The sequence below is a fragment of the Bradyrhizobium sp. SZCCHNGR1005 genome (assembly GCF_032489995.1).
GTDB lineage: Bacteria > Pseudomonadota > Alphaproteobacteria > Rhizobiales > Xanthobacteraceae > Bradyrhizobium.
In genome coordinates this window covers 836,967-854,052 of sequence record NZ_JAUEZC010000002.1, presented here as the reverse complement: position 1 = coordinate 854,052, position 17,086 = coordinate 836,967, and the positions used below count along the sequence as shown (strand labels likewise).

Sequence of the window (17,086 nt, the reverse complement as noted above, 5' to 3'; positions counted from 1 at the left end):
GAACCGCCGCGCGGGACGCGCGGTGCATGTGATTGGATCAGGATGAGCCTGCTGGCGAGGAATCCGGCGAGAAACGATGTGCAGCGCAGCGCGAACTGGCAACGCCATATCGCCTGGGCGGCCTGGCTTTGTTGCGCGGTGTCGCTGGCCTTCATCCAGGCCGTCCCGACCATTCCGGCCGTCATCATGCTCGGCTCCGCCCTGCTCTACAGCGGGCTCTATCCGCTGCAGGCCCAGCGGGTGATCTTCTGGAATTTCCTGCCCTGGATGCTGCCGCTGTTCGGCGCGCTGTCGATGGTGTGGTCGGATCAGCCGGCGCTGTCGGCCCGTGCCGCCGCGCAGATCGCGATCACGATCTACATCGCGATCCTGTTTGCGCAGAGCCTGCCGGCCTACCGCTACATCGCCAACCTGATGTACGCCTTCCTGGCCTCGGTGGTGGCGAGCCAATACGAGACCGGCATCTTCGGCGCCAAGAACAGCTTTGGCCTCGCGGTCGCGCTGGCGATGCTGGCGAGCTGCTGGGTGATGCTCGACAGCAAGCAGCCGAAAATCACGCGGTTCGTTGCGCTCGGCGCGCTGTTCGGCGCCCCGTCGCTGCTGATCGCAGCGGGGTCGGAAGGCGCGTTGCTTGGCGCCGGCGTGGCGCTGTTCGCATCCTTCATCCCGTTCCTGCTGCGGCAGATGTCCGCGAATGCGCGGATCTCGACCATCCTGATCGCGGCCGTCGTGGTGCTGGCCGGGCTCGGCATCGCGTTTCTCTCGGTCGACAATCTGTTCGAGGTGCTGCTGCTGTCGATCGGCAAGGATACCAGCCTGACCGGGCGCACCCTGCTCTGGTCCTATGCGACCGACGTGATCGCCAACCATCCGCTCGGCGGGGTCGGCCTGCAGGCGTTCTGGGTGGAGGGCAACCGGGCGGCCGAACAGTTCTGGGCGTTCTTCTACATCTACACCCGGTCCGGCTTCCACTTTCACGATCTCTGGCTGGAGATCGGCGTCGAGCTGGGGCTGACCGGAATCTTCCTGGCCGCCGCCACCGTCATCACGGTGGTGTTCAACGTCGTGCGCTGGGTGCTGCGCGATCCGCAGCCCGAGGGCTGCTTCTTCCTGGGCTTCATCGCTTTCGTGACGCTGAGGACGATCGGCGAGGTCGAGCTGTTCATCCAGTTCGCGCTGATGCCGATCATCTTCATGGGCGCCTATTACTACGCGCGCGAAGCCAATACCGCATGGGATCGCGCCGGGCAGAGCGCCGCGATCAAGCCGCGCGCGATGCGCTGATCGCGCCTTCCCCCAAGCTGATACGAATGCCCGATGCCGCACACGCGGCGAGCGCAAGGCTGCTGGCAACGTGAAGCCGGAGCCTATCTTAAGTCGCTGAAAACTGGACGATCAGAGGATGCGCCAGACCGCCCAGATGATGCCGGCCCACATGGCGCCGCTGATCGAGGCCGCCAGCAGCCAAGGCCGCGGCGAGGAATAGCGCAGCGCGGGGCTCATCCGCACCGCGCTCCCCTTCAGCGGTGCCGTCCTGTCGAACGCGACGGCTTTGGCCGACCGGGGAAGGAAATGTTGCTGAATTCCGACTGCCATATCAGGGTCCTTTGCACCCCCCATCGAAGCTCGAAAAGGTTAAGATTTTGGATACCCGCCGGGTTTCGGCCCGCAGGATCACTTGCCCTGACAATGAGTTGAAGCGCCGCGACCGCAACCTCACGCCCGCTTGCGTGGGGTCGGCGCGCGACGGCGATGTCAAACAACGGGTAGCCGCAGGCGTTCTCGCGGGCCGCGCAGGCACCCGAGGCTTGGCTTCGTCCGCCCTCTCGAGAATGCGAGGGCGCAGGGAAGGCCGGGAGCTCGCCGCCCCCATGGCCCGCCTGCAGAAAAGAAAGCAGGCGGCAGTCACCACAGGTTCGGCTGAGACATCCCGGCCTTCCCTGCGCGATGGTTTAACCGGTTGCTCCGTGCTCTCCCCAGGGACCGGCTGTCTTGCCCCTGTCGCTCGCGTGCTCGTCAAAGCATCACGAACTTGGCGCCAGCACCGGGGCGCCAGGACCACACGGCTTGGCCGTCCGCGAAGGTGCCTCGCACAAGGCCGGAGACGACGGGCTTGGTACCTGCCCCGCCGAAAGCCTCACGCGCGCACCGACCGATGCTGCTCGTCGGGCAACACCGTCGCGGCCACCGCTCCCCGCCTCGCGTTCGTGACGATCGCGATACGCCCCTCGCATCGAGGCGGGATAGCGAAGAGATAACACGATTTCCGAAAAAGCGAAATAGAAATTTTGACTCAGAACTGAAGAGAGCCGGCGTGGTTGTGGTCGTTCCGCAGCGGTCATTCGTTTCAACATGAACGCGATCTGCCTGACAGGCACTCGGCCTCACGCACGAACGATGGACCGCGACTCGTGAACGAGTCTCGATATCGCGTCCGGTGCCCTCAGGAGATGCTGCAGACGCGCGCGCACCCGAATGCGCCGACCTAAGCTCCGCAGCATTTTTTGTATTTCTTGCCGCTCCCGCACGGGCAGGGACCGTTGCGGCCGACTTTTGCCGCGCTCCGCATCGTGCCTTCCCGCCGCCCGTCAATGACGCGCGCGCTCGCATTGCCCTCGACGAATCGCCACGTGTCGCCGTCTCGCCGACCAAACTGCGAGACTTCGTGATGCGCAATGGTTTGACCGCCCTGTTGGTAAGTCGCAATGAAGGACACTACGCCCGTCGCATCTGCCTGCTGGCCGCCTTCAACAAACAGGATTTTCAGGCCGAGCCATTTGGCCTGCGTAGCCCACGCCGTGGCGGCTTCGGCGTCCAATGTTCCGCGTTTCTCCGGCGCGAGCGTTTGCGCGATGTAGTCGATGTTGCCTCTCGCGTAGGCAGTGTAGCGCGAGCGCATCAACGCTTCGGCCGTCGGGGGGTTCTCATCCCCGCTCAAGAACGGACCGCAACACCGCTCAAAATCCAGATCTGAACCGCAAGGGCATGGCATCCAGGAATATTATCATGCGGGTAGCGCTCCAGAACGCCACCCGAGCGAATCGATTCTGATATTCTTGAATACCTGGGGGAAAAGAGTCGCGCGCCAGCGCAGCGATCAACCCTGTGTCCCCAAAGCCGCACCTTTGCCGCCTAGTGTCGCTGACCGCGCCGACAACCACGCCGCGCCGTTTCGCCACCGGCGAATCCGTGTTAACCATTCGTTAAGAGTGGGTGTTGGGCGTTCGGCTGACCGGCCCGGCCCCGCGCGGAGCAGAACCTTTTTCGGACGCCGACCTCATTACGTCGCGTTCGCATTCCGCGAGCCCGCCCGCATCATCAGCGGCCATGGCGCGCGATCGCTACGCCAATTTTTTCGCGCGATGCCGGCCAAGCCGTAAATCGATCAAGAGGCCCGCCCTGGACGGGCCCAAGGCCTAGCTCCCGGTCTCACATCAACCTGATGCCGGCGCGACAGCGTGCTTGCCTGCACGCCCGCGCGCCGCCGCATCGCGACCGAATGGAGCGGCTCCGATGGCCGACGAGTCAGTTGCGTCAATCATTCCCTGGCACCAGCCCAAGAAGCCGGCGACCCGCGCCAAACGCTCGCCCGCGACCAAGCCGCGCAAGCGAGCCAAGACTTCAACCAACAAGCCCCAGACCAGCAAGACCGAAGCGAACAAGGCCCAGGCCAGGCTGAAGGCCGCCAGTGATGCGGACGACGATCTCTACGCCGCGGACTCGCTGATCGCGCCGGATTTCCTGGAGCTGGTCGAGGCTGAGGCGAAGCGGCCGTCGATCGCCGACCGCGCGCGGATCGAAGAAACCGCAAGCGCGTGGGCCGGGGCCGGGCAAATCGCCGCCTCGGCTTCGCCTGCGACGACGCCAGCCGCAGCACCGGCCAGCGCAGCCGCGCGGCGCAACCTTGCGCCCTATCTGCTGCAGGCGGCCGCGTTCGCGCTCGCTCTCGTCGGCATGGCCATGAACGGCTGGTTCGCGCAGTCGCTCGGCTCGAGCCATGTCGCGGGCTGGATGTTTCTGGCGATCGGCGTCGCCGCCGACCTGGTCGCGCTGGTGATGCCGACCTGCGCCGCCAGGCTCTGGCACGAGCGCCACCGCGCCACCGCGCTCGCGGGTTGGACGGTGTGGTCGATGACCTTCGTGTTCGCAGTTACCGCAGGAATCGGCTTCGCCTCCACCAATATCAGCGAGGTCGCGTTCGCACGCTCCTCGCGGACGACGCCGGCGATCGGGGCCGCGCAGGCGCAGCTCGCCGACGCCACCATCGCGCGCGACCGCGAATGCAAGAGCGGCGTCGGCAAGTTCTGCAGGGAGCGCGAAGCCGAGGTGGCCGAGCGCCGGCGCGCGCTGGACGCCGCGCTGCAGTCGGTGACGCAGACCGCCGATCCGCAGACCGAGGCCGCGATCAAGCTGGTCGCCTGGGTCTCCCATGGCCTGGTGAAGCCGGCGGCGGATGATTTCGCCATGCTGCGCCTGGTGCTGCTGGCGCTGCTGCCGCAGTTCGGCGGCATCCTGCTGATGGTCGGGCGGCGGGCGTGAGGCGCGTCAGCCTGTCCGAACGGCCATGACGCGGTCAAGCATGGCGGACCACGAACGATGAGGATGAGCAGTGTGTCTACGCCATAATCCTCTAAGTGCCGGCATGGAGACTTCAGGCCGGATTCTGCATTTGCCGCGATGGTTGGTGCGCGGCGGAAATCGACCGGAAGTCGGCGGCCACGGGGGATAGTCGTCGCCTGCCTGGGCGCCGCTACGCGCAGGACGGATTGGTCAACGACGTTGCCTGATCCAGGTCAACGACTCTTCGGCAGTTCCGAACTTTATTTCTCAAAAGGATCAGGAGGGTTCGGACTTGGCAAAATTTGCGGTTTGCGATTGGAGCGATGTCGTATGGCAGATCGACGCAGATAATCCAACTCTGCCGCCATATCCAGTTCATACCGGCAGCGGAAACGTGCAGAGCCTGGCATTCACTGCCGACAAAGAATTCGAGCTGGTCTGCGGCCCAAGCGATGCTGAGATCCACAAGACCCAGGGCCCGAAAACCGACGTACTCATCTACGTCGAACCGCTGGCCTACCAGGTGTATCTTTCCAAAGTCAGGGTGCGAATGATCGGCTTCGGGCAGGAGCGCGTCTACTTCAGCTCCTATGATACGAGCCAGGGCGCTCAACAGATAGGAGAGCAGATCTTTCAAATCTCTTTCCTCGAAAATGGTTCTGCGGTTCCTTACGTCACGATCTATCCTTCGCAACTGACCATTCCCAACCCATGCAAGCCCAGTCAGGAGATACCCGCCTATATGAGCGGCGACTTCACATTCGGCGACGGCGACACACTCTATTTGTCGACCGGTGACTTGGGTGGCAAAAATGGAATAGTTGTAAAAGCGGGCATCTACAGGGTCGATGGAGCGCTCCCGAACACGGTGACGGGCAACGTGCAGCGGATCTATCTTGGCAACGGCCCCATTTCTGGCCTCTGTTACCGCAGTCCGCAGACTTTATACTTCCTGCGTGGGTACGATATCTGCAGCCTGGATCTCAACACCCTCACGGAAGCAACTCTGTGCACGATTCCACCCGATCCCGGCTGGTCCGGCCCCCGCGATCTGGCGTATGTCGGAGATGGATTGAAGCAGGCGACCTATTGGCCCATCTTTAGCGGCGCCTATCTGGCGCTTAAGTTACTCGCAAAATCGGTCTGGAAACTCGGAATCGCGATCACCATTGGCGGCCGGCGAATTCCACCACGCCCTCGCGAGCGCGGGCCGGACACGCTCTCAAAGCTGCCGGCGACGGCGTCGTTGAGCGACCCGAGAGATAGGTGAAATTGCGTACCGAACACATGGGTTACACTTCTCGCTTTTATGGCGGGTCGTGCGAGATGAGGATGAGAACGATATCTGCGCCATTGCTACCTAATGCACGGCTACAGCCAGTATCGTCTTGCATAAATCACGGTCATTGCCGCCCCCGCGACGATTACGAATCGTCTCACGTAGTTCGCCGGAAGAACGCGAATCAGGTAACCGCCGCCATATCCGCCAATCATCGCTCCAAAAAGCATAACAGTTGTCTCCGGCCACCGCACGGCTCCCTGGACGATGAAGATGACGGTCGCGGCGAATGCCACACAGGTTGCGAGCAGATTCTTCAGGGCCTTTATCGCACGGATGTCGTTCGGTTCGGTGATCGACAAGACGGCCGTCAGGATGACGCCCAGACCGGCGCCGAAGAATCCCCCGTAGATGCAAGCTGTCCCGATGAACGCCGCGCTGAGACCACCCGGCACCGAACTGCCGGTGCTGTAGTGACGGACGGTCGACGCCTGGATTTGCGGCGCGAAGGCAAAGAGCAGCGTTGACAACGCGATCAGGGCTGGGACCGGCAAGGTGAAGAGGCGCTCGGGCAGGAGCGACAAGACGATCGCCCCGGTCGCTCCTCCCAGGACGGCGACAGCGACAAACGACACCGCGCGACTCGTCAAGACCGGCAGCTTCGCGCGATCGGCGAGAGCCGCGATCAAATGACCAGGTGAAATTGCAACCGCGTTGGACGCATTAGCGGCAATGGCTGGCAATCCTGCCGCCAACATCGCCGGAAATGTAATGAGCGTCGCGCCGCCGGCCAGCGCATTGATGAGGCCGCCGGCCACGCCGGCCACCATTAAAGCCGCGCCCGTAGTGAAGTGCATGCTCGCTCTCTCCGATCACGAGAGGGGTATCCGTTCGCGAGTCGGCGAGTCTGGAACGTTTGTGACCGGATTCAGCCGTGCCAGTAGAGACCCGGTGTGGTTCCGAATGTTCGACGAAACAATCGTGTCAGATGGCTTTGATCAGCGAAGCCGGTGTCGGCTGCCGCGGCAGCTATCGGCTGGCCTTCTCGCAACAAGCGTCGCGCCATGTTCAACCGCGTGAGGACTCTGAAAGCATGGGGGGCGATGCCAAGTTCGCGCGTCACCAGCCGGCTGAATCCTTCACGGCTTTGGCCGAGACTTGCGGCGATTTCTCCGATCCGCCCGAAGCTGTTCGTCAAAGTCGCGCGGAGCTTCTCTTGGTCAGCTTTCACGGTTGGACGAAGGGCCACGTGGGATGCGATTTTATCCCGGACCCGCAGGAATTCGTCTCCGGAGGTCCGGCCTGCGCTCGACCGGCCATACTGGATGTCGAAGACCTCCAAAGATTGCGCGGAACCGCCCGCTGGAATGTAGGCGTTAAGGCAAATCGTTTCGTCTTCCGTGGTCGCGAGCGGGACGTGCAGCATCCCCGCCGGAATGCAGGCGGCCTGTCCCGCCGCCACCGTCACCGTCGTGCCGTCGATAAGAAACACCCGGGATCCCGACAGAACCATCACGATCTGGGTCTCGTCATGAAAATGGGGCCTGAGACCGGGAGAGCCGCGGCCGCGCCATGAGCCAAGCTCGACGATACCGGCGATGTTCGCCTGGCAATAGCTCCAGCGGGATTCAGAGGCAGAGCGGAGCATCGAAGAATACGGAGTCAATGATCGCTTCCGAGCGGTGGGGGGCCACAGCGGACTAACAACAACGGCCGGATACCATCGGATTGCGTTGTATGGCGGACCGAGAACGACGAAACGGAGAACTACGTTTACGCCATAGCCCTCTTAAATTGAACCACGGGTGACCGATGAATATCGGTGGGAAACGGTCGGTCTGCGTACGGTTATGAAACCAGGAAGAGTTGGAGCTCGTTCGAGGGTAGAAAGAAGAAGGCAGCCAAGGGCCAAGTTTGGATAGCCGATGACCGCCGTAAGTCGATGGCCGATGGCTAGCGCTGGAACGTGAGGTGGACGGTCCCGCTCTCGGCCGTTTCGGTCTTGGTGGTGTAGCCGGCCTCCAATCCGCGCAACTCGTCCCAGAGGCGTATGCCCCGCCCCAGCAGAATTGGAGCAATGGCGACATGGATGCGGTCCACAAGTCCAGCCTTGAGATAGGCGCGGACCATGGTGGGTCCGCCGCCTATCCGAACATCCTTGCCGTTTGCGGCTCTCTCGGCGCGCTGCAGCGCATCAACCGGATCGGCCGCGAGGAAGTGGAACGTGGTGCCTCCGGCCATCTCGATGGAAGGCCGCGGCGTGTGCGTCAGGACGAAGACCGGGCAGTGAAATGGCGGCTCGTCGCCCCACCAGCCCTTCCAGTCCGGATCATCGGGAAAGTTGTGCAGGCCGAACTTGCCGGCCCCCATGATCTCGGCGCCAATGTTGGTGAAATAATCTTTCGCATACTCATCGTCGAGGCCGGTGGTGCCTTTGCCGCTGGTGTCTTTGAGCACGCGCTCTCGAAACGTCCTTGTGGCCACATATGCTGCAACAAGGCGCGTCCAATCGGGGCCGAACGGGTTTTCGGGTGTCTGGTCGGTCGTCGTTGCGAAACCGTCGAGCGAGATAAGAAGGTCGACACGTACTGCCATTGGCCTCTCCTAATAGTAAGGTACATACCTTATTAATGAAATGAGATACAAAGGCAAGTGCCTTATTATTGTTGACGCATGTGGACGATCCGCCTTACCGTCGCGCATGCCTTATCATTCGGCCCCACTCGACCTTGCCTTCCATGCTCTCAGTGACCCGACACGCCGGGCGGTGGTGTCGCGTCTGGCCGAGGGAGAGTTGCCGGTCAGCGCCCTCGCGGAGCCCTTCGATATGGCGCTGCCCTCCTTCGCTCAGCATCTCAAGGTGCTGGAAGATTGCGGATTGATCGCCAGCGAGAAGCGCGGACGCAGTCGCTGGTGCCGACTGGAACGAGCGCGCTTCGAGGAGGCGGCCAATTGGATGGAAGCGGAGCGTCGACGCTGGGCCGCGCGGCTCGACCGGTTGGAAGCCTATTTGGACGGGACGGAAGAGAACGACGATGGAAAAACTATTTGAGACCTGGTCGCTCGACCGTGAGATCGTGGTCGTCAAGGTGCTGAAGCACCCGCGACATAAGGTTTTCGCCGCTTGGATGGATCCGGAAGCGCTGGCGCAATGGTACGGCCCGGCTGGCCTCAGCATCGAGAACCACGAGGCCGATATCCGCGAGGGAGGGCAATGGCGCTTCGACATGGTGGGCGTATTCGAGGGCCAAGAGCAGCGCTTTCCCAACCTCATGCGCTTCTTGAAGATCGTGCCCAACGAACTGATCGTGGTGGACTATGGTACCCCGGACCTCAACGACCCTGAGCGCTTCTACATGACGGTTACCTTCGATGAGCAGACCGACGGCAAGACCGTATTGACCTTGCGCCAGCTTCACCCAAGCCGCGAACGGCGTCAGGTGGTCGTCGGTTTCGGCGCGGTGGAGTATGGCCTGCAAACGCTTGATGGTCTGACCGCTTGGCTAGATCGTTGAACGCTGCGCATCTTGGGGGTTCCGGTCGCTGCCCTAGCGCCATGATCGACTGCTTTTGGGGCCTTACGGCCCAATCCCAACGACCGGAATGCCGTCGCTGATCTTCAAGATATTTCGGGCTGTAGCGTACAATCGGCGGCAAATGGCGGAGAGGGAGGGATTCGAACCCCCGATAGGCTTGCACCTATGCCGCATTTCGAGTGCGGTGCATTCAACCACTCTGCCACCTCTCCGGGCGCAAATCAGGGGCATGGCCCCCGTGGTTGGGCCGTGTTCTAGGGCACGATGGCGGGGGTGACAAGGCAGCGAGGGCGAAAATTTGCCCGCACGCTGGCAGATGCGGACAAGCCGCCGACGCGGTCCGCCGGGGCAGGCGGACCGCGCGTGCGGCGGGTTCGACCGGACAAGCGAGCCGCCGCACGGGGGCCAAACGTTGGACGTGGCGGCCCCGGAGCGCGTTATCTCAGCGGAAGAGATCGAAATGGTAGTTCACGCCGACGCTGACGGTGTGGATCTTGGCCGCGTTCCGGTCCGGCAGATTGTCGTGCTTGAGGTCGATGTAGAGATATTCGAGCTTGGCCGACCATTTCGGCGCGAACGCCCATTCGGCGCCGCCGCCGGCGACCCAGCCCATCTTCATCTTATGGACAGGGCCGTCCTTCAATTCGCCGGCGGCAAGGCCGGCGGTGCTGTAAAGTAGCAGCCGCGAATCGAGCACCGCGATGCCGGCGCGGGCGCGGCCGGTGCTCAGCCAGGGCACACTGATCTCCGGGCTCACCAGATCGGCCTTGTGAGACAGATTGCCGAACGCAAGGTCGTTCTCGATACCGACCACGAACATCGGCGACAGCTGGTAATTGTAGCCGGCCTGCAGCCCGCCGATCGCGCCGGAGAGCTTACCGCCGGCCCCTCCGCCGAAATTGCTGTACGCGTTGGCGCCAGTGAAGCCGCCGCCGACATTGGCGCCGACGTAGAATCCCGTCCAGGAAAACGGGGCCGGCGCGGGCTGCATGTAGGCCGGCGCCTTGTACGTGTTGGCCGGCAGATCGGCGGCATTTGCGCCTGCGCAGGGCAGCGTCGCAAGCAGCGCCGTCAGCCCATATCCGGCGGCTTTGATCTTCATGTCCTCAGTCTCCAGTTGGCGGCTTGACGCCGCGCACGTCCCACCCCGAATTGGGTTGCGTCATATAAAAACCGTCTAGATGGTTTGTAAATAAGCCAATCCGTCACACCGGCAGTTCCTGCGAAGGATCGCAACCGAACAGCGAAGCGGCGCGAAAGCGAAGGGAGCTGGGAGAAGGGACTTGGGAGGAGAGATGCGGAAAAAATGTGGGACCGCCATACGCTGACACACAATGGCGGTCCCGTGTCGCTTCATCTTGGGGAAACCAACCGAAAGAGACGGGGGTCAATCCGGCTGGCCTGAGCGACAAGGCAGCCTTGCGGCATAGGCCGGATCGCTGCAATGCAAACTCATCCTTAACGTCTAAAAAGCGATCTTTAACCTAACCGGTAAAGGTTACCGGCGGCGGCCGCGCACTATCCCTATCCTATTGATTGCAAGATATTTTTCAACAAGCGCCGACTGAGGCCCTGGCGCAATCCACGATTGTTTGCAGCAACCCTTCACGCGCTTCTATGCTGCATCGCAACAATATGAGAGGGGGACGGGCGCATATCGATACCGAGCAGCTAATCCTTGCTCTTCTTCTTGGCTTTCTTGTCGTCGGATTTGTCGTCCGCTTTGTCCTTATCCTTCTTGCCGTTCTCCTTGTGACGGTTGGTGAAGCGGGCGTTGCCTAGCCCGGTGCCGATGGTGAGCACGCCCCAGTGCTCCATTCCCTGCATGAACGGCACCTCCGACAGGCCCTGCACCACTCCGTCATTGTGCATCAGCAGCGCGGTGTCGTGGCCGCCGATCATAGGAATCGCCTCGATCAGGCTGCTCGGCAGATTGAACTTGCTGCTCTCCCAATTGCCCGGCAGGTTCTGGGCGCCCTTCTCGATCGATCCGTCCGCATCGATCACGCCGGGACAGGCGATGCCGATGAAGGGCGCGAGCTTGAAGCCCTCAGCCTCGGCCTTCTCGATCAACCCCTTCAGCATCTTGACCAGCCGCTTCACTGCACCTTCGCGGGTCGGCTCGTCGTCGGCGTGGCGCCACAGGTCGGACTTCCACACCGAGGCTTTCGAGAGGTCCGGTGCCTTCTTGGCGCCAGTCTCGACCACGCCGCAGCGGATATTGGTGCCGCCGATATCGACCGCCAGGATGCTGTCATGGGCTTCGAAGATCCAGGAAGGCGCCAGATGCAGCGCGCCGATCAGCCCGGCATCATCCGGGTCGTAGCGGATCGGCACCAGGTCGACCTCGAAACCTTCGTCCCTGAGGATGATTTCGGCGCGTGCAATCGCAAGCTCGCCGAGCCGGGAGGCGCGAAAGCCGCCGCCGACCACGATGCATCCGGTGTCGGCCCAGGCCTTGGTGCGCAGGAAACGCCGGGTGACGTAAGCGAGCTCCTGGGCGAAGTCCTCGATCGCCGAATGCACCACCGCAGACGCCTCGGTGTCCTCGCCGATCAGGATCTCGTCGAGCACCTTCTTGCTGATCTCGTCGGACGACTCCTTGCCGAACGGGTCCTTGCCGGATTTACGCAACGGCTTGCGCCAGCGCTCGAAGATCTTGCGGAAGGCGCCCTTGGAGGCGCGGTCGCCGACAAAGCCGTCCTCGTCCTTGATCTCGATATTGAAGCTGTCGATGTCCACCGACGGCAGTCGCGTGGCGCCGTGCCGGGCGATGCCGGTGGAGGTCATGACGTCCTCAGCCATTGGTCCCTGCCCTTTTCGCGTGTTGGGTGGACACAACGGCGGAGGGAACCGTTTGGTTTCGTTGAAGGCGGCCGGCGGCCATTTACCTTGACTCACCGACCCTTGCGGCTATAAATGCCGCTTCATCCGGCGTGGGCCCTCCCGCGCCGCTTGTTTTTGCGCGGATTTGGCGGGCTTTCTGCCCTTGGAAACTGCGCAGGATCGTACCGGTCGAGGTACGACCAAACCGAACCATAACGACTGAACAAGAAGCCGGCCCGCAGTTTCGACTCGAGGCCGGGATCGAACACGAAGGAATAGAACGATGTTCGCAGTCATCAAGACCGGCGGCCGGCAATACCGTGTCGCTCCGGATGATGTGCTCGAGATTGGCAAGATCGAAGGCGAAGTCGGCACGATCGTGCAGCTTCCCGAAGTGCTGGTGGTCGGCGGCGACACGCCGGTGCTGGGCGTCCCCACCGTGGCCGGCGCCACGGTCGCGGCCGAGGTGCTGCAGCACAAGCGCGGCCCCAAGGTGGTCGCGTTCAAGAAGCGTCGCCGCAAGAATTCGCGCCGCAAGCGCGGCTACCGCGACGAGCTGACGGTGCTGCGCGTGACCGAGATCTTGACCGACAACGCCAAGCCGACCATCGGCCCGCGGCCGAAGAAGGCCAAGGCTGCGACGCCGGCGGCAGACGCGGCCGAGTAAGGATTGCGGCGCAAGCGCGCCACATCGACAGACAATTCGCGCGGACCTCACGTCCGCACATCGCAAATGTGAATGATTCTCCAGCCAAATTGAGCTAGAGAGAAGCGAGATCGGAGACGAGCCATGGCTCATAAAAAAGCAGGCGGTTCATCGCGCAACGGCCGTGATTCCAAAGGCAAACGCCTTGGCATCAAGACGTTCGGTGGCGAGCGCGTGATTCCCGGTAACATCATTGCGCGTCAGCGCGGCACGACCTGGCACCCTGGCCTTAATGTTGGCATGGGCACCGACCATACGCTGTTCGCCAAGGTCGAGGGCGTCGTAGAATTTCATGACCGGTCCAACCGCACCTTCATTTCGGTGCGTCCGGTGGCTGCAGAGGCGGCCGAATAACGGTGGATCAAATTACGTCCGCCGGGTCCTGATGAACCGGCGGAGCGCAAAAAGGCTCCAGGGGAGGCGGGACACCGGCCTCCCCTTTTCGTTGCGTGCGTCATATTGCCGTCGCCGTGTTGATGGAGCCCGACATGCTGCAGGAGATCCCGACATCGACCTTTCGCGAGGCGAGACCTTGCGTCCTCGAGACCGAGCGGCTGATCTTGCGTCAGCCGACGCTCGCGGACGTGAAAGCCATCGCCCGTCTCGCCGATGACCGCCGCATCGCCGAGAACACCCGTCGCCTGCCGCATCCTTATACGCCCGATGACGCCGTCAGCTTCGTGCGCGGGCTCGCCGATGGCGGCAAGGAAACGGCCTTCCTGATCGAGACCGATCGCCAGCCGATCGGCATCGTCGGCGTGAACTGGCGCGCGCCGGACCTGCCTGCCCTCGGTTACTGGCTCGGCATCGCCTATTGGGGCCGCGGCTACGGCACCGAAGCCGCGCGCGCAATCATCGACTACTTCTTCGATGCGCACGGGCACGACGCGCTGCTCGCCTATGCGCGCGTCTCCAATCCCGCCTCGCGCAACATCCTCGAGAAGTGCGGCTTCCAGTGGACCGGGGTCGAGCTGCACCGTTTCGAAGTGCTGGCCTCCTCGGCGCCGGTAGATGCGTTCCGCCTCTCCCGCAACGTCTGGGCCTCGCTGAAGAACTGGGCCAGCGCCGCGCGCCGGGCGATTTAGGCGCCTCGCCTCATCCCCCTCCAGAGAGGCTCCCTGGAGGGCAGAGGCCAACCGATGCGGCCCTATGGTCCGGCCACAGGGCCACGTCACGCCTGCAGCCTGAACGTCACCCCACCCAGCGAGAAACCACCGTTCACGACCGAATGCCCGCGCGCCTGCGCAGCGGCACAGATTCCCCTCGCATCGGCCGCGCGAAACGTCAGCCCACTCACGATCTCGCGGTCACCCTCCACGAAGCGAAAGCGGGCGTTTGGCAGATCGATCTGCGGCGTCTCGCCGGCCTCGACGGTTGGCGCGATCTCGAGGATGCGGCCCCAATGCGCAGCGAGGCCCGACGGATCGGGGCTCTGCAGCTCGACCGCGGTCAGCGCCATCGTCACGTTCTTGCGGATCGCGCGCTGCCAGTCGGGTCCGGCCGGCGGATAACACCCAAGGATATCGTCACTGCCTGTGGTGTGATTGAACTCGATGAAGGCGGCGCGGCAGTCGCGCGGATGCAGCTGCACGCCGTGATAGGGCGGATGATCGATCACGTTCGCCGTCCGCACGCCGAGCGCATTGGCCCTCTCGCCACGCGCGTCCGGATCATCGCAGGCGAAGATCGCCATATAGCCGCCCTGCCCGCCGGTCTTCTCCAGGAAACGCCCCGCCGCTGTGCCGGCGCGGATCGGCGCGACGATCTCCAGCAGGATCGTATCGACCGGCAGCAGTGCATTCTCCAGGCCGTATTTGCCGACATGCGGATCGCGGTAACAGACCTCGAGTCCCATGATCTCCGCAATGTCGGACACAACGGGCTCGAGCCGCGGTGCGACCAGGCAGACCTGGCGCAGATGCAGGTAGCTCATGATACACACCTAAGAGGTCTGGATTGCTTCGTCGCTTCGCGCTTCGCAACGACGACGTTGCACCTATTTGCCCTGGAACACCGGCGGCCGCTTCTCGACAAAGGCTTTCGCAGCCTCCATGTGGTCGGCGGTCTCGCTGCAACGAGAGTGATGCATCGCCTCCGCATCGAAGCAGTGTTCGAGCGACAATGTCTCCGCGTTGTTGATGTTGCGCTTGATATAGCCGAGCGTCACCGTCGGCCCGTGCGCCAACGACATCGCAAGTTCGCGCGCGGCCGCCTCGACCTCCGCGTCCGGCACGACCTTCGTCACCATGCCGAGCGCGTAAGCCTCCTGGGCGCTCAAGAGCGGCGAGGTCAAATAGAGCTCACGCGCTTTGGCGCTGCCGAGCAGCTGGGTGAGAAAATAGGTGCCGCCGAAATCGCCTGACAATCCGACCTTGGCGAAGGCGGTGGTGATCTTGGCGGAGGCGCCGGCGACGCGGAGATCGCAGGCCAGCGCAATCGAGAGCCCCGCGCCCGCGGCAGCGCCATCGATCTGCGCCACGACAGGCTTGGGCATTTGGTGCAGCAGGCGCGAGACTTCCATGCGGTCGCGCAGGATGGCAACCTTGCTCTCGAACGGCGGAGGCGCCTTGCCCTCGGCCATCGCCTTGACGTCGCCGCCGACACAGAAGGTGCCGCCGGCGCCCTTGATCAGGACCGCCCGCACATCATGGTCCTCCATGGCGCGGCGGGCGGCGGCAACGAGACCGGTGGTCATCTCGGCGTTCAGCGCATTGCGCCGCTCGGGACGGTTCATCGTAATCGTGAGCAAGCCGGACTCGAGGTGCTGCAGGACGGTGTCGTTGGCGGTCATCGGATTTACTTTCCGTTGTCATTGCAGGGATCGCAGTTCGTCATTGCGAGCAGCGAAGCCGCCTCGCTCGCAACGGCGGACTATTTCTTCACCAGCGCGCAGCGCGAGGCTTCCAGCGGCTGGAATGCCTGGTCGCCTGGCACCGTCGCCAGCAGCTTGTAGTCATCGGAGCGGCCTTTGGATTCGGATGGCTTCTTCACCTCGAACAGATACATGTCGTGCACCATGCGGCCGTCCTCGCGGATGTGGCCGCCTTTGGCGAACATGTCGTTGATCGGGGTTGCCTTCATCACCTTCATCACGGCGGCCGGATCGGTCGTGCCGGCCGCCTTTACCGCATTGAGATAATGCAGCACCGACGAATAGACGCCGGCCTGCGCCGAAGTCGGCACGCGCTTGGTGCGCGCCATGAAGCGCTTGGTGAAGGCACGGGTCTCGTCGTTGAGGTCCCAGTACCAGGCCTCGGCGAGGAGAAGCCCCTGCGCGGTCTCGAGCCCGACGCTGTCGATGTCGGAGACGAAAGCGAGGAGCGGAGACAGCTTCTGGCCGCTCTTGGTCAGGCCGAATTCGGCGGCCTGCTTGATCGCGTTGATGGTGTCGCCGCCGGCATTGGCAAGGCCGATGACCTTCGCTTTCGATGCCTGCGCCTGCAGCAGGAAGGATGAGAAATCGGACGTATTGAGCGGATGGCGCACGCTGCCAAGCACCTTGCCGCCGGACTTCACGATCACATTGGTGGTGTCTTTTTCCAGATCCTGGCCGAAGGCATAGTCGGCGGTGAGAAAGAACCAGGTGTCGAGCCCGGATTTCACCGCTGCAAGCCCGGTGACGTTGGCCTGCGCAAACGTGTCGAACACGTAGTGCACGGTATAAGGACCGCAGGCCTCGTTGGTGAGCCGCACCGAACCCGGGCCGTTGAAGATGATGATCTTGTTGCGCGCTTTTGCGATCTCGCCCGCTGCGAGCGCGGTGGCGGATGCTGCTACGTCGTAGATCATCTCGACGCCTTGATTGTCGATCATGTCGCGGGCGATGTTGGCGGCAAGATCGGCCTTGTTGAGATGGTCGGCGGCCAACACTTCGATCTTGCGCCCAAGGACCTCGCCGCCGAAATCCTCCACCGCCATCTTGGCTGCCGTCTCGCTGCCTACGCCCGTGATGTCGGCGTAAAGGCTGGACATGTCCAGGACGCCGCCGATCTTCAGCGGCGGCTTCTCCTGTGCATGCACAGCACCTGACGTGAGCGAGAGAACGGACGCCAATGCAAACAACGGCGCCAACGCGCCCGACAATATCCGCGTCATTAAAATCACCTCCCTGGCGGACGCCGTCATCGCGGCGGCCCTTATCATTGATTGGCCGGATCATGCCGCAGCGCTTGCCAAGCA

The 17,086-nt window shown here is 63.0% G+C and carries 18 protein-coding genes and 1 tRNA gene; 8 read left to right on the top strand and 11 right to left on the bottom strand.

Annotated features, from left to right (window positions below):
* Nucleotides 1-42: 42 nt before the first annotated feature.
* Entirely contained in the window at nt 43-1,284 is a 1,242-nt protein-coding gene (locus tag QXZ85_RS10070) for an O-antigen ligase family protein (protein WP_316174015.1), read from the top strand.
* A 111-nt stretch (nt 1,285-1,395) separates the two neighbouring features.
* Here QXZ85_RS10070 and QXZ85_RS10065 read toward each other — a convergent pair whose 3' ends face one another.
* Nucleotides 1,396-1,596 (bottom strand): hypothetical protein, encoded by a 201-nt coding sequence (locus tag QXZ85_RS10065; RefSeq protein ID WP_315807161.1) that lies wholly within the window; start codon nt 1,594-1,596, stop codon nt 1,396-1,398.
* Nucleotides 1,597-2,485: 889 nt separating this feature from the next.
* Nucleotides 2,486-2,992 carry a YchJ family protein gene (locus tag QXZ85_RS10060; protein ID WP_315702032.1) on the bottom strand — a complete coding sequence of 169 codons (507 nt, stop codon included), beginning with the start codon at nt 2,990-2,992 and terminating at the stop codon, nt 2,486-2,488.
* Between the two features lie 521 nt (nt 2,993-3,513).
* On the opposite strand from QXZ85_RS10060, the gene QXZ85_RS10055 reads away from it, so the two are divergent.
* Together QXZ85_RS10055 and QXZ85_RS10050 are read left to right on the top strand one after the other, a co-directional pair.
* Nucleotides 3,514-4,539: a hypothetical protein gene (locus QXZ85_RS10055; protein ID WP_316174013.1), complete on the top strand. Its 1,026-nt coding sequence runs from the start codon at nt 3,514-3,516 to the stop codon at nt 4,537-4,539.
* A 313-nt stretch (nt 4,540-4,852) separates the two neighbouring features.
* Nucleotides 4,853-5,830, top strand: coding sequence for a hypothetical protein (locus QXZ85_RS10050; protein ID WP_315702034.1), 978 nt, complete (start codon nt 4,853-4,855; stop codon nt 5,828-5,830).
* A gap of 101 nt (nt 5,831-5,931) precedes the next feature.
* Here QXZ85_RS10050 and QXZ85_RS10045 read toward each other — a convergent pair whose 3' ends face one another.
* The 3 genes from QXZ85_RS10045 to QXZ85_RS10035 form a co-directional block, all read right to left on the bottom strand.
* Nucleotides 5,932-6,696 carry a sulfite exporter TauE/SafE family protein gene (locus QXZ85_RS10045; RefSeq protein ID WP_315702035.1) on the bottom strand — a complete coding sequence of 255 codons (765 nt, stop codon included), beginning with the start codon at nt 6,694-6,696 and terminating at the stop codon, nt 5,932-5,934.
* 71 nt (nt 6,697-6,767) lie between these two features.
* Complete coding sequence (locus QXZ85_RS10040; protein WP_315702036.1) at nt 6,768-7,487, bottom strand: AraC family transcriptional regulator; 720 nt, start codon at nt 7,485-7,487, stop codon at nt 6,768-6,770.
* Between the two features lie 305 nt (nt 7,488-7,792).
* A complete protein-coding gene (locus QXZ85_RS10035) occupies nt 7,793-8,434 on the bottom strand; it encodes a dihydrofolate reductase family protein (protein ID WP_315702037.1) in 642 nt (213 codons plus the stop codon).
* 106 nt (nt 8,435-8,540) lie between these two features.
* Between QXZ85_RS10035 and QXZ85_RS10030 the strand changes: the two genes are divergently transcribed.
* Nucleotides 8,541-8,891: a metalloregulator ArsR/SmtB family transcription factor gene (locus tag QXZ85_RS10030; RefSeq protein WP_315702038.1), complete on the top strand. Its 351-nt coding sequence runs from the start codon at nt 8,541-8,543 to the stop codon at nt 8,889-8,891.
* Nucleotides 8,875-9,354, top strand: coding sequence for an SRPBCC family protein (locus QXZ85_RS10025; RefSeq protein WP_315742625.1), 480 nt, complete (start codon nt 8,875-8,877; stop codon nt 9,352-9,354). Before QXZ85_RS10030 ends, QXZ85_RS10025 begins: the two co-directional genes overlap by 17 nt.
* A gap of 143 nt (nt 9,355-9,497) precedes the next feature.
* Here the strand turns inward: QXZ85_RS10025 and QXZ85_RS10020 are convergent.
* From QXZ85_RS10020 to QXZ85_RS10010, 3 genes are all read right to left on the bottom strand, one after another.
* A tRNA-Ser gene (locus QXZ85_RS10020) sits at nt 9,498-9,587 on the bottom strand.
* Between the two features lie 230 nt (nt 9,588-9,817).
* Nucleotides 9,818-10,477: an outer membrane protein gene (locus QXZ85_RS10015; RefSeq protein WP_316174011.1), complete on the bottom strand. Its 660-nt coding sequence runs from the start codon at nt 10,475-10,477 to the stop codon at nt 9,818-9,820.
* A gap of 569 nt (nt 10,478-11,046) precedes the next feature.
* Nucleotides 11,047-12,180 carry an ROK family protein gene (locus QXZ85_RS10010; protein ID WP_315761455.1) on the bottom strand — a complete coding sequence of 378 codons (1,134 nt, stop codon included), beginning with the start codon at nt 12,178-12,180 and terminating at the stop codon, nt 11,047-11,049.
* Nucleotides 12,181-12,484: 304 nt separating this feature from the next.
* Between QXZ85_RS10010 and rplU the strand changes: the two genes are divergently transcribed.
* From rplU to QXZ85_RS09995, 3 genes are all read left to right on the top strand, one after another.
* Nucleotides 12,485-12,868: a 50S ribosomal protein L21 gene (gene rplU / locus QXZ85_RS10005; RefSeq protein ID WP_316174009.1), complete on the top strand. Its 384-nt coding sequence runs from the start codon at nt 12,485-12,487 to the stop codon at nt 12,866-12,868.
* Between the two features lie 123 nt (nt 12,869-12,991).
* On the top strand, nt 12,992-13,261 hold the full coding sequence (gene rpmA, locus QXZ85_RS10000) for a 50S ribosomal protein L27 (RefSeq protein ID WP_315702042.1): 270 nt from the start codon (nt 12,992-12,994) through the stop codon (nt 13,259-13,261).
* A gap of 134 nt (nt 13,262-13,395) precedes the next feature.
* Nucleotides 13,396-13,992, top strand: a complete 597-nt coding sequence (locus QXZ85_RS09995) for a GNAT family N-acetyltransferase (protein WP_315702043.1) — start codon at nt 13,396-13,398, stop codon at nt 13,990-13,992.
* Between the two features lie 86 nt (nt 13,993-14,078).
* Here QXZ85_RS09995 and QXZ85_RS09990 read toward each other — a convergent pair whose 3' ends face one another.
* From QXZ85_RS09990 to QXZ85_RS09980, 3 genes are all read right to left on the bottom strand, one after another.
* Nucleotides 14,079-14,840, bottom strand: coding sequence for a VOC family protein (locus tag QXZ85_RS09990; RefSeq protein WP_315767645.1), 762 nt, complete (start codon nt 14,838-14,840; stop codon nt 14,079-14,081).
* A 63-nt stretch (nt 14,841-14,903) separates the two neighbouring features.
* Nucleotides 14,904-15,698: an enoyl-CoA hydratase gene (locus tag QXZ85_RS09985; RefSeq protein WP_315702045.1), complete on the bottom strand. Its 795-nt coding sequence runs from the start codon at nt 15,696-15,698 to the stop codon at nt 14,904-14,906.
* Nucleotides 15,699-15,778: 80 nt separating this feature from the next.
* Nucleotides 15,779-17,002, bottom strand: a complete 1,224-nt coding sequence (locus QXZ85_RS09980; RefSeq protein ID WP_315728042.1) for an ABC transporter substrate-binding protein — start codon at nt 17,000-17,002, stop codon at nt 15,779-15,781.
* Nucleotides 17,003-17,086 lie beyond the last annotated feature (84 nt).

Bases quoted from the DNA above. Each gene is read 5' to 3' on its own strand.
- QXZ85_RS10070 (WP_316174015.1), top strand. From the start codon at position 43: ATGAGCCTGCTGGCGAGGAATCCGGCGAGAAACGATGTGCAGCGCAGC.
- QXZ85_RS10065 (WP_315807161.1), bottom strand. From the start codon at position 1,596: ATGGCAGTCGGAATTCAGCAACATTTCCTTCCCCGGTCGGCCAAAGCC.
- QXZ85_RS10060 (WP_315702032.1), bottom strand. From the start codon at position 2,992: ATGCCATGCCCTTGCGGTTCAGATCTGGATTTTGAGCGGTGTTGCGGT.
- QXZ85_RS10055 (WP_316174013.1), top strand. From the start codon at position 3,514: ATGGCCGACGAGTCAGTTGCGTCAATCATTCCCTGGCACCAGCCCAAG.
- QXZ85_RS10045 (WP_315702035.1), bottom strand. From the start codon at position 6,696: ATGCACTTCACTACGGGCGCGGCTTTAATGGTGGCCGGCGTGGCCGGC.
- QXZ85_RS10040 (WP_315702036.1), bottom strand. From the start codon at position 7,487: ATGCTCCGCTCTGCCTCTGAATCCCGCTGGAGCTATTGCCAGGCGAAC.
- QXZ85_RS10035 (WP_315702037.1), bottom strand. From the start codon at position 8,434: ATGGCAGTACGTGTCGACCTTCTTATCTCGCTCGACGGTTTCGCAACG.
- QXZ85_RS10030 (WP_315702038.1), top strand. From the start codon at position 8,541: ATGCCTTATCATTCGGCCCCACTCGACCTTGCCTTCCATGCTCTCAGT.
- QXZ85_RS10025 (WP_315742625.1), top strand. From the start codon at position 8,875: ATGGAAAAACTATTTGAGACCTGGTCGCTCGACCGTGAGATCGTGGTC.
- QXZ85_RS10015 (WP_316174011.1), bottom strand. From the start codon at position 10,477: ATGAAGATCAAAGCCGCCGGATATGGGCTGACGGCGCTGCTTGCGACG.
- QXZ85_RS10010 (WP_315761455.1), bottom strand. From the start codon at position 12,180: ATGGCTGAGGACGTCATGACCTCCACCGGCATCGCCCGGCACGGCGCC.
- rplU (WP_316174009.1), top strand. From the start codon at position 12,485: ATGTTCGCAGTCATCAAGACCGGCGGCCGGCAATACCGTGTCGCTCCG.
- rpmA (WP_315702042.1), top strand. From the start codon at position 12,992: ATGGCTCATAAAAAAGCAGGCGGTTCATCGCGCAACGGCCGTGATTCC.
- QXZ85_RS09995 (WP_315702043.1), top strand. From the start codon at position 13,396: ATGCTGCAGGAGATCCCGACATCGACCTTTCGCGAGGCGAGACCTTGC.
- QXZ85_RS09990 (WP_315767645.1), bottom strand. From the start codon at position 14,840: ATGAGCTACCTGCATCTGCGCCAGGTCTGCCTGGTCGCACCGCGGCTC.
- QXZ85_RS09985 (WP_315702045.1), bottom strand. From the start codon at position 15,698: ATGACCGCCAACGACACCGTCCTGCAGCACCTCGAGTCCGGCTTGCTC.
- QXZ85_RS09980 (WP_315728042.1), bottom strand. From the start codon at position 17,002: ATGACGCGGATATTGTCGGGCGCGTTGGCGCCGTTGTTTGCATTGGCG.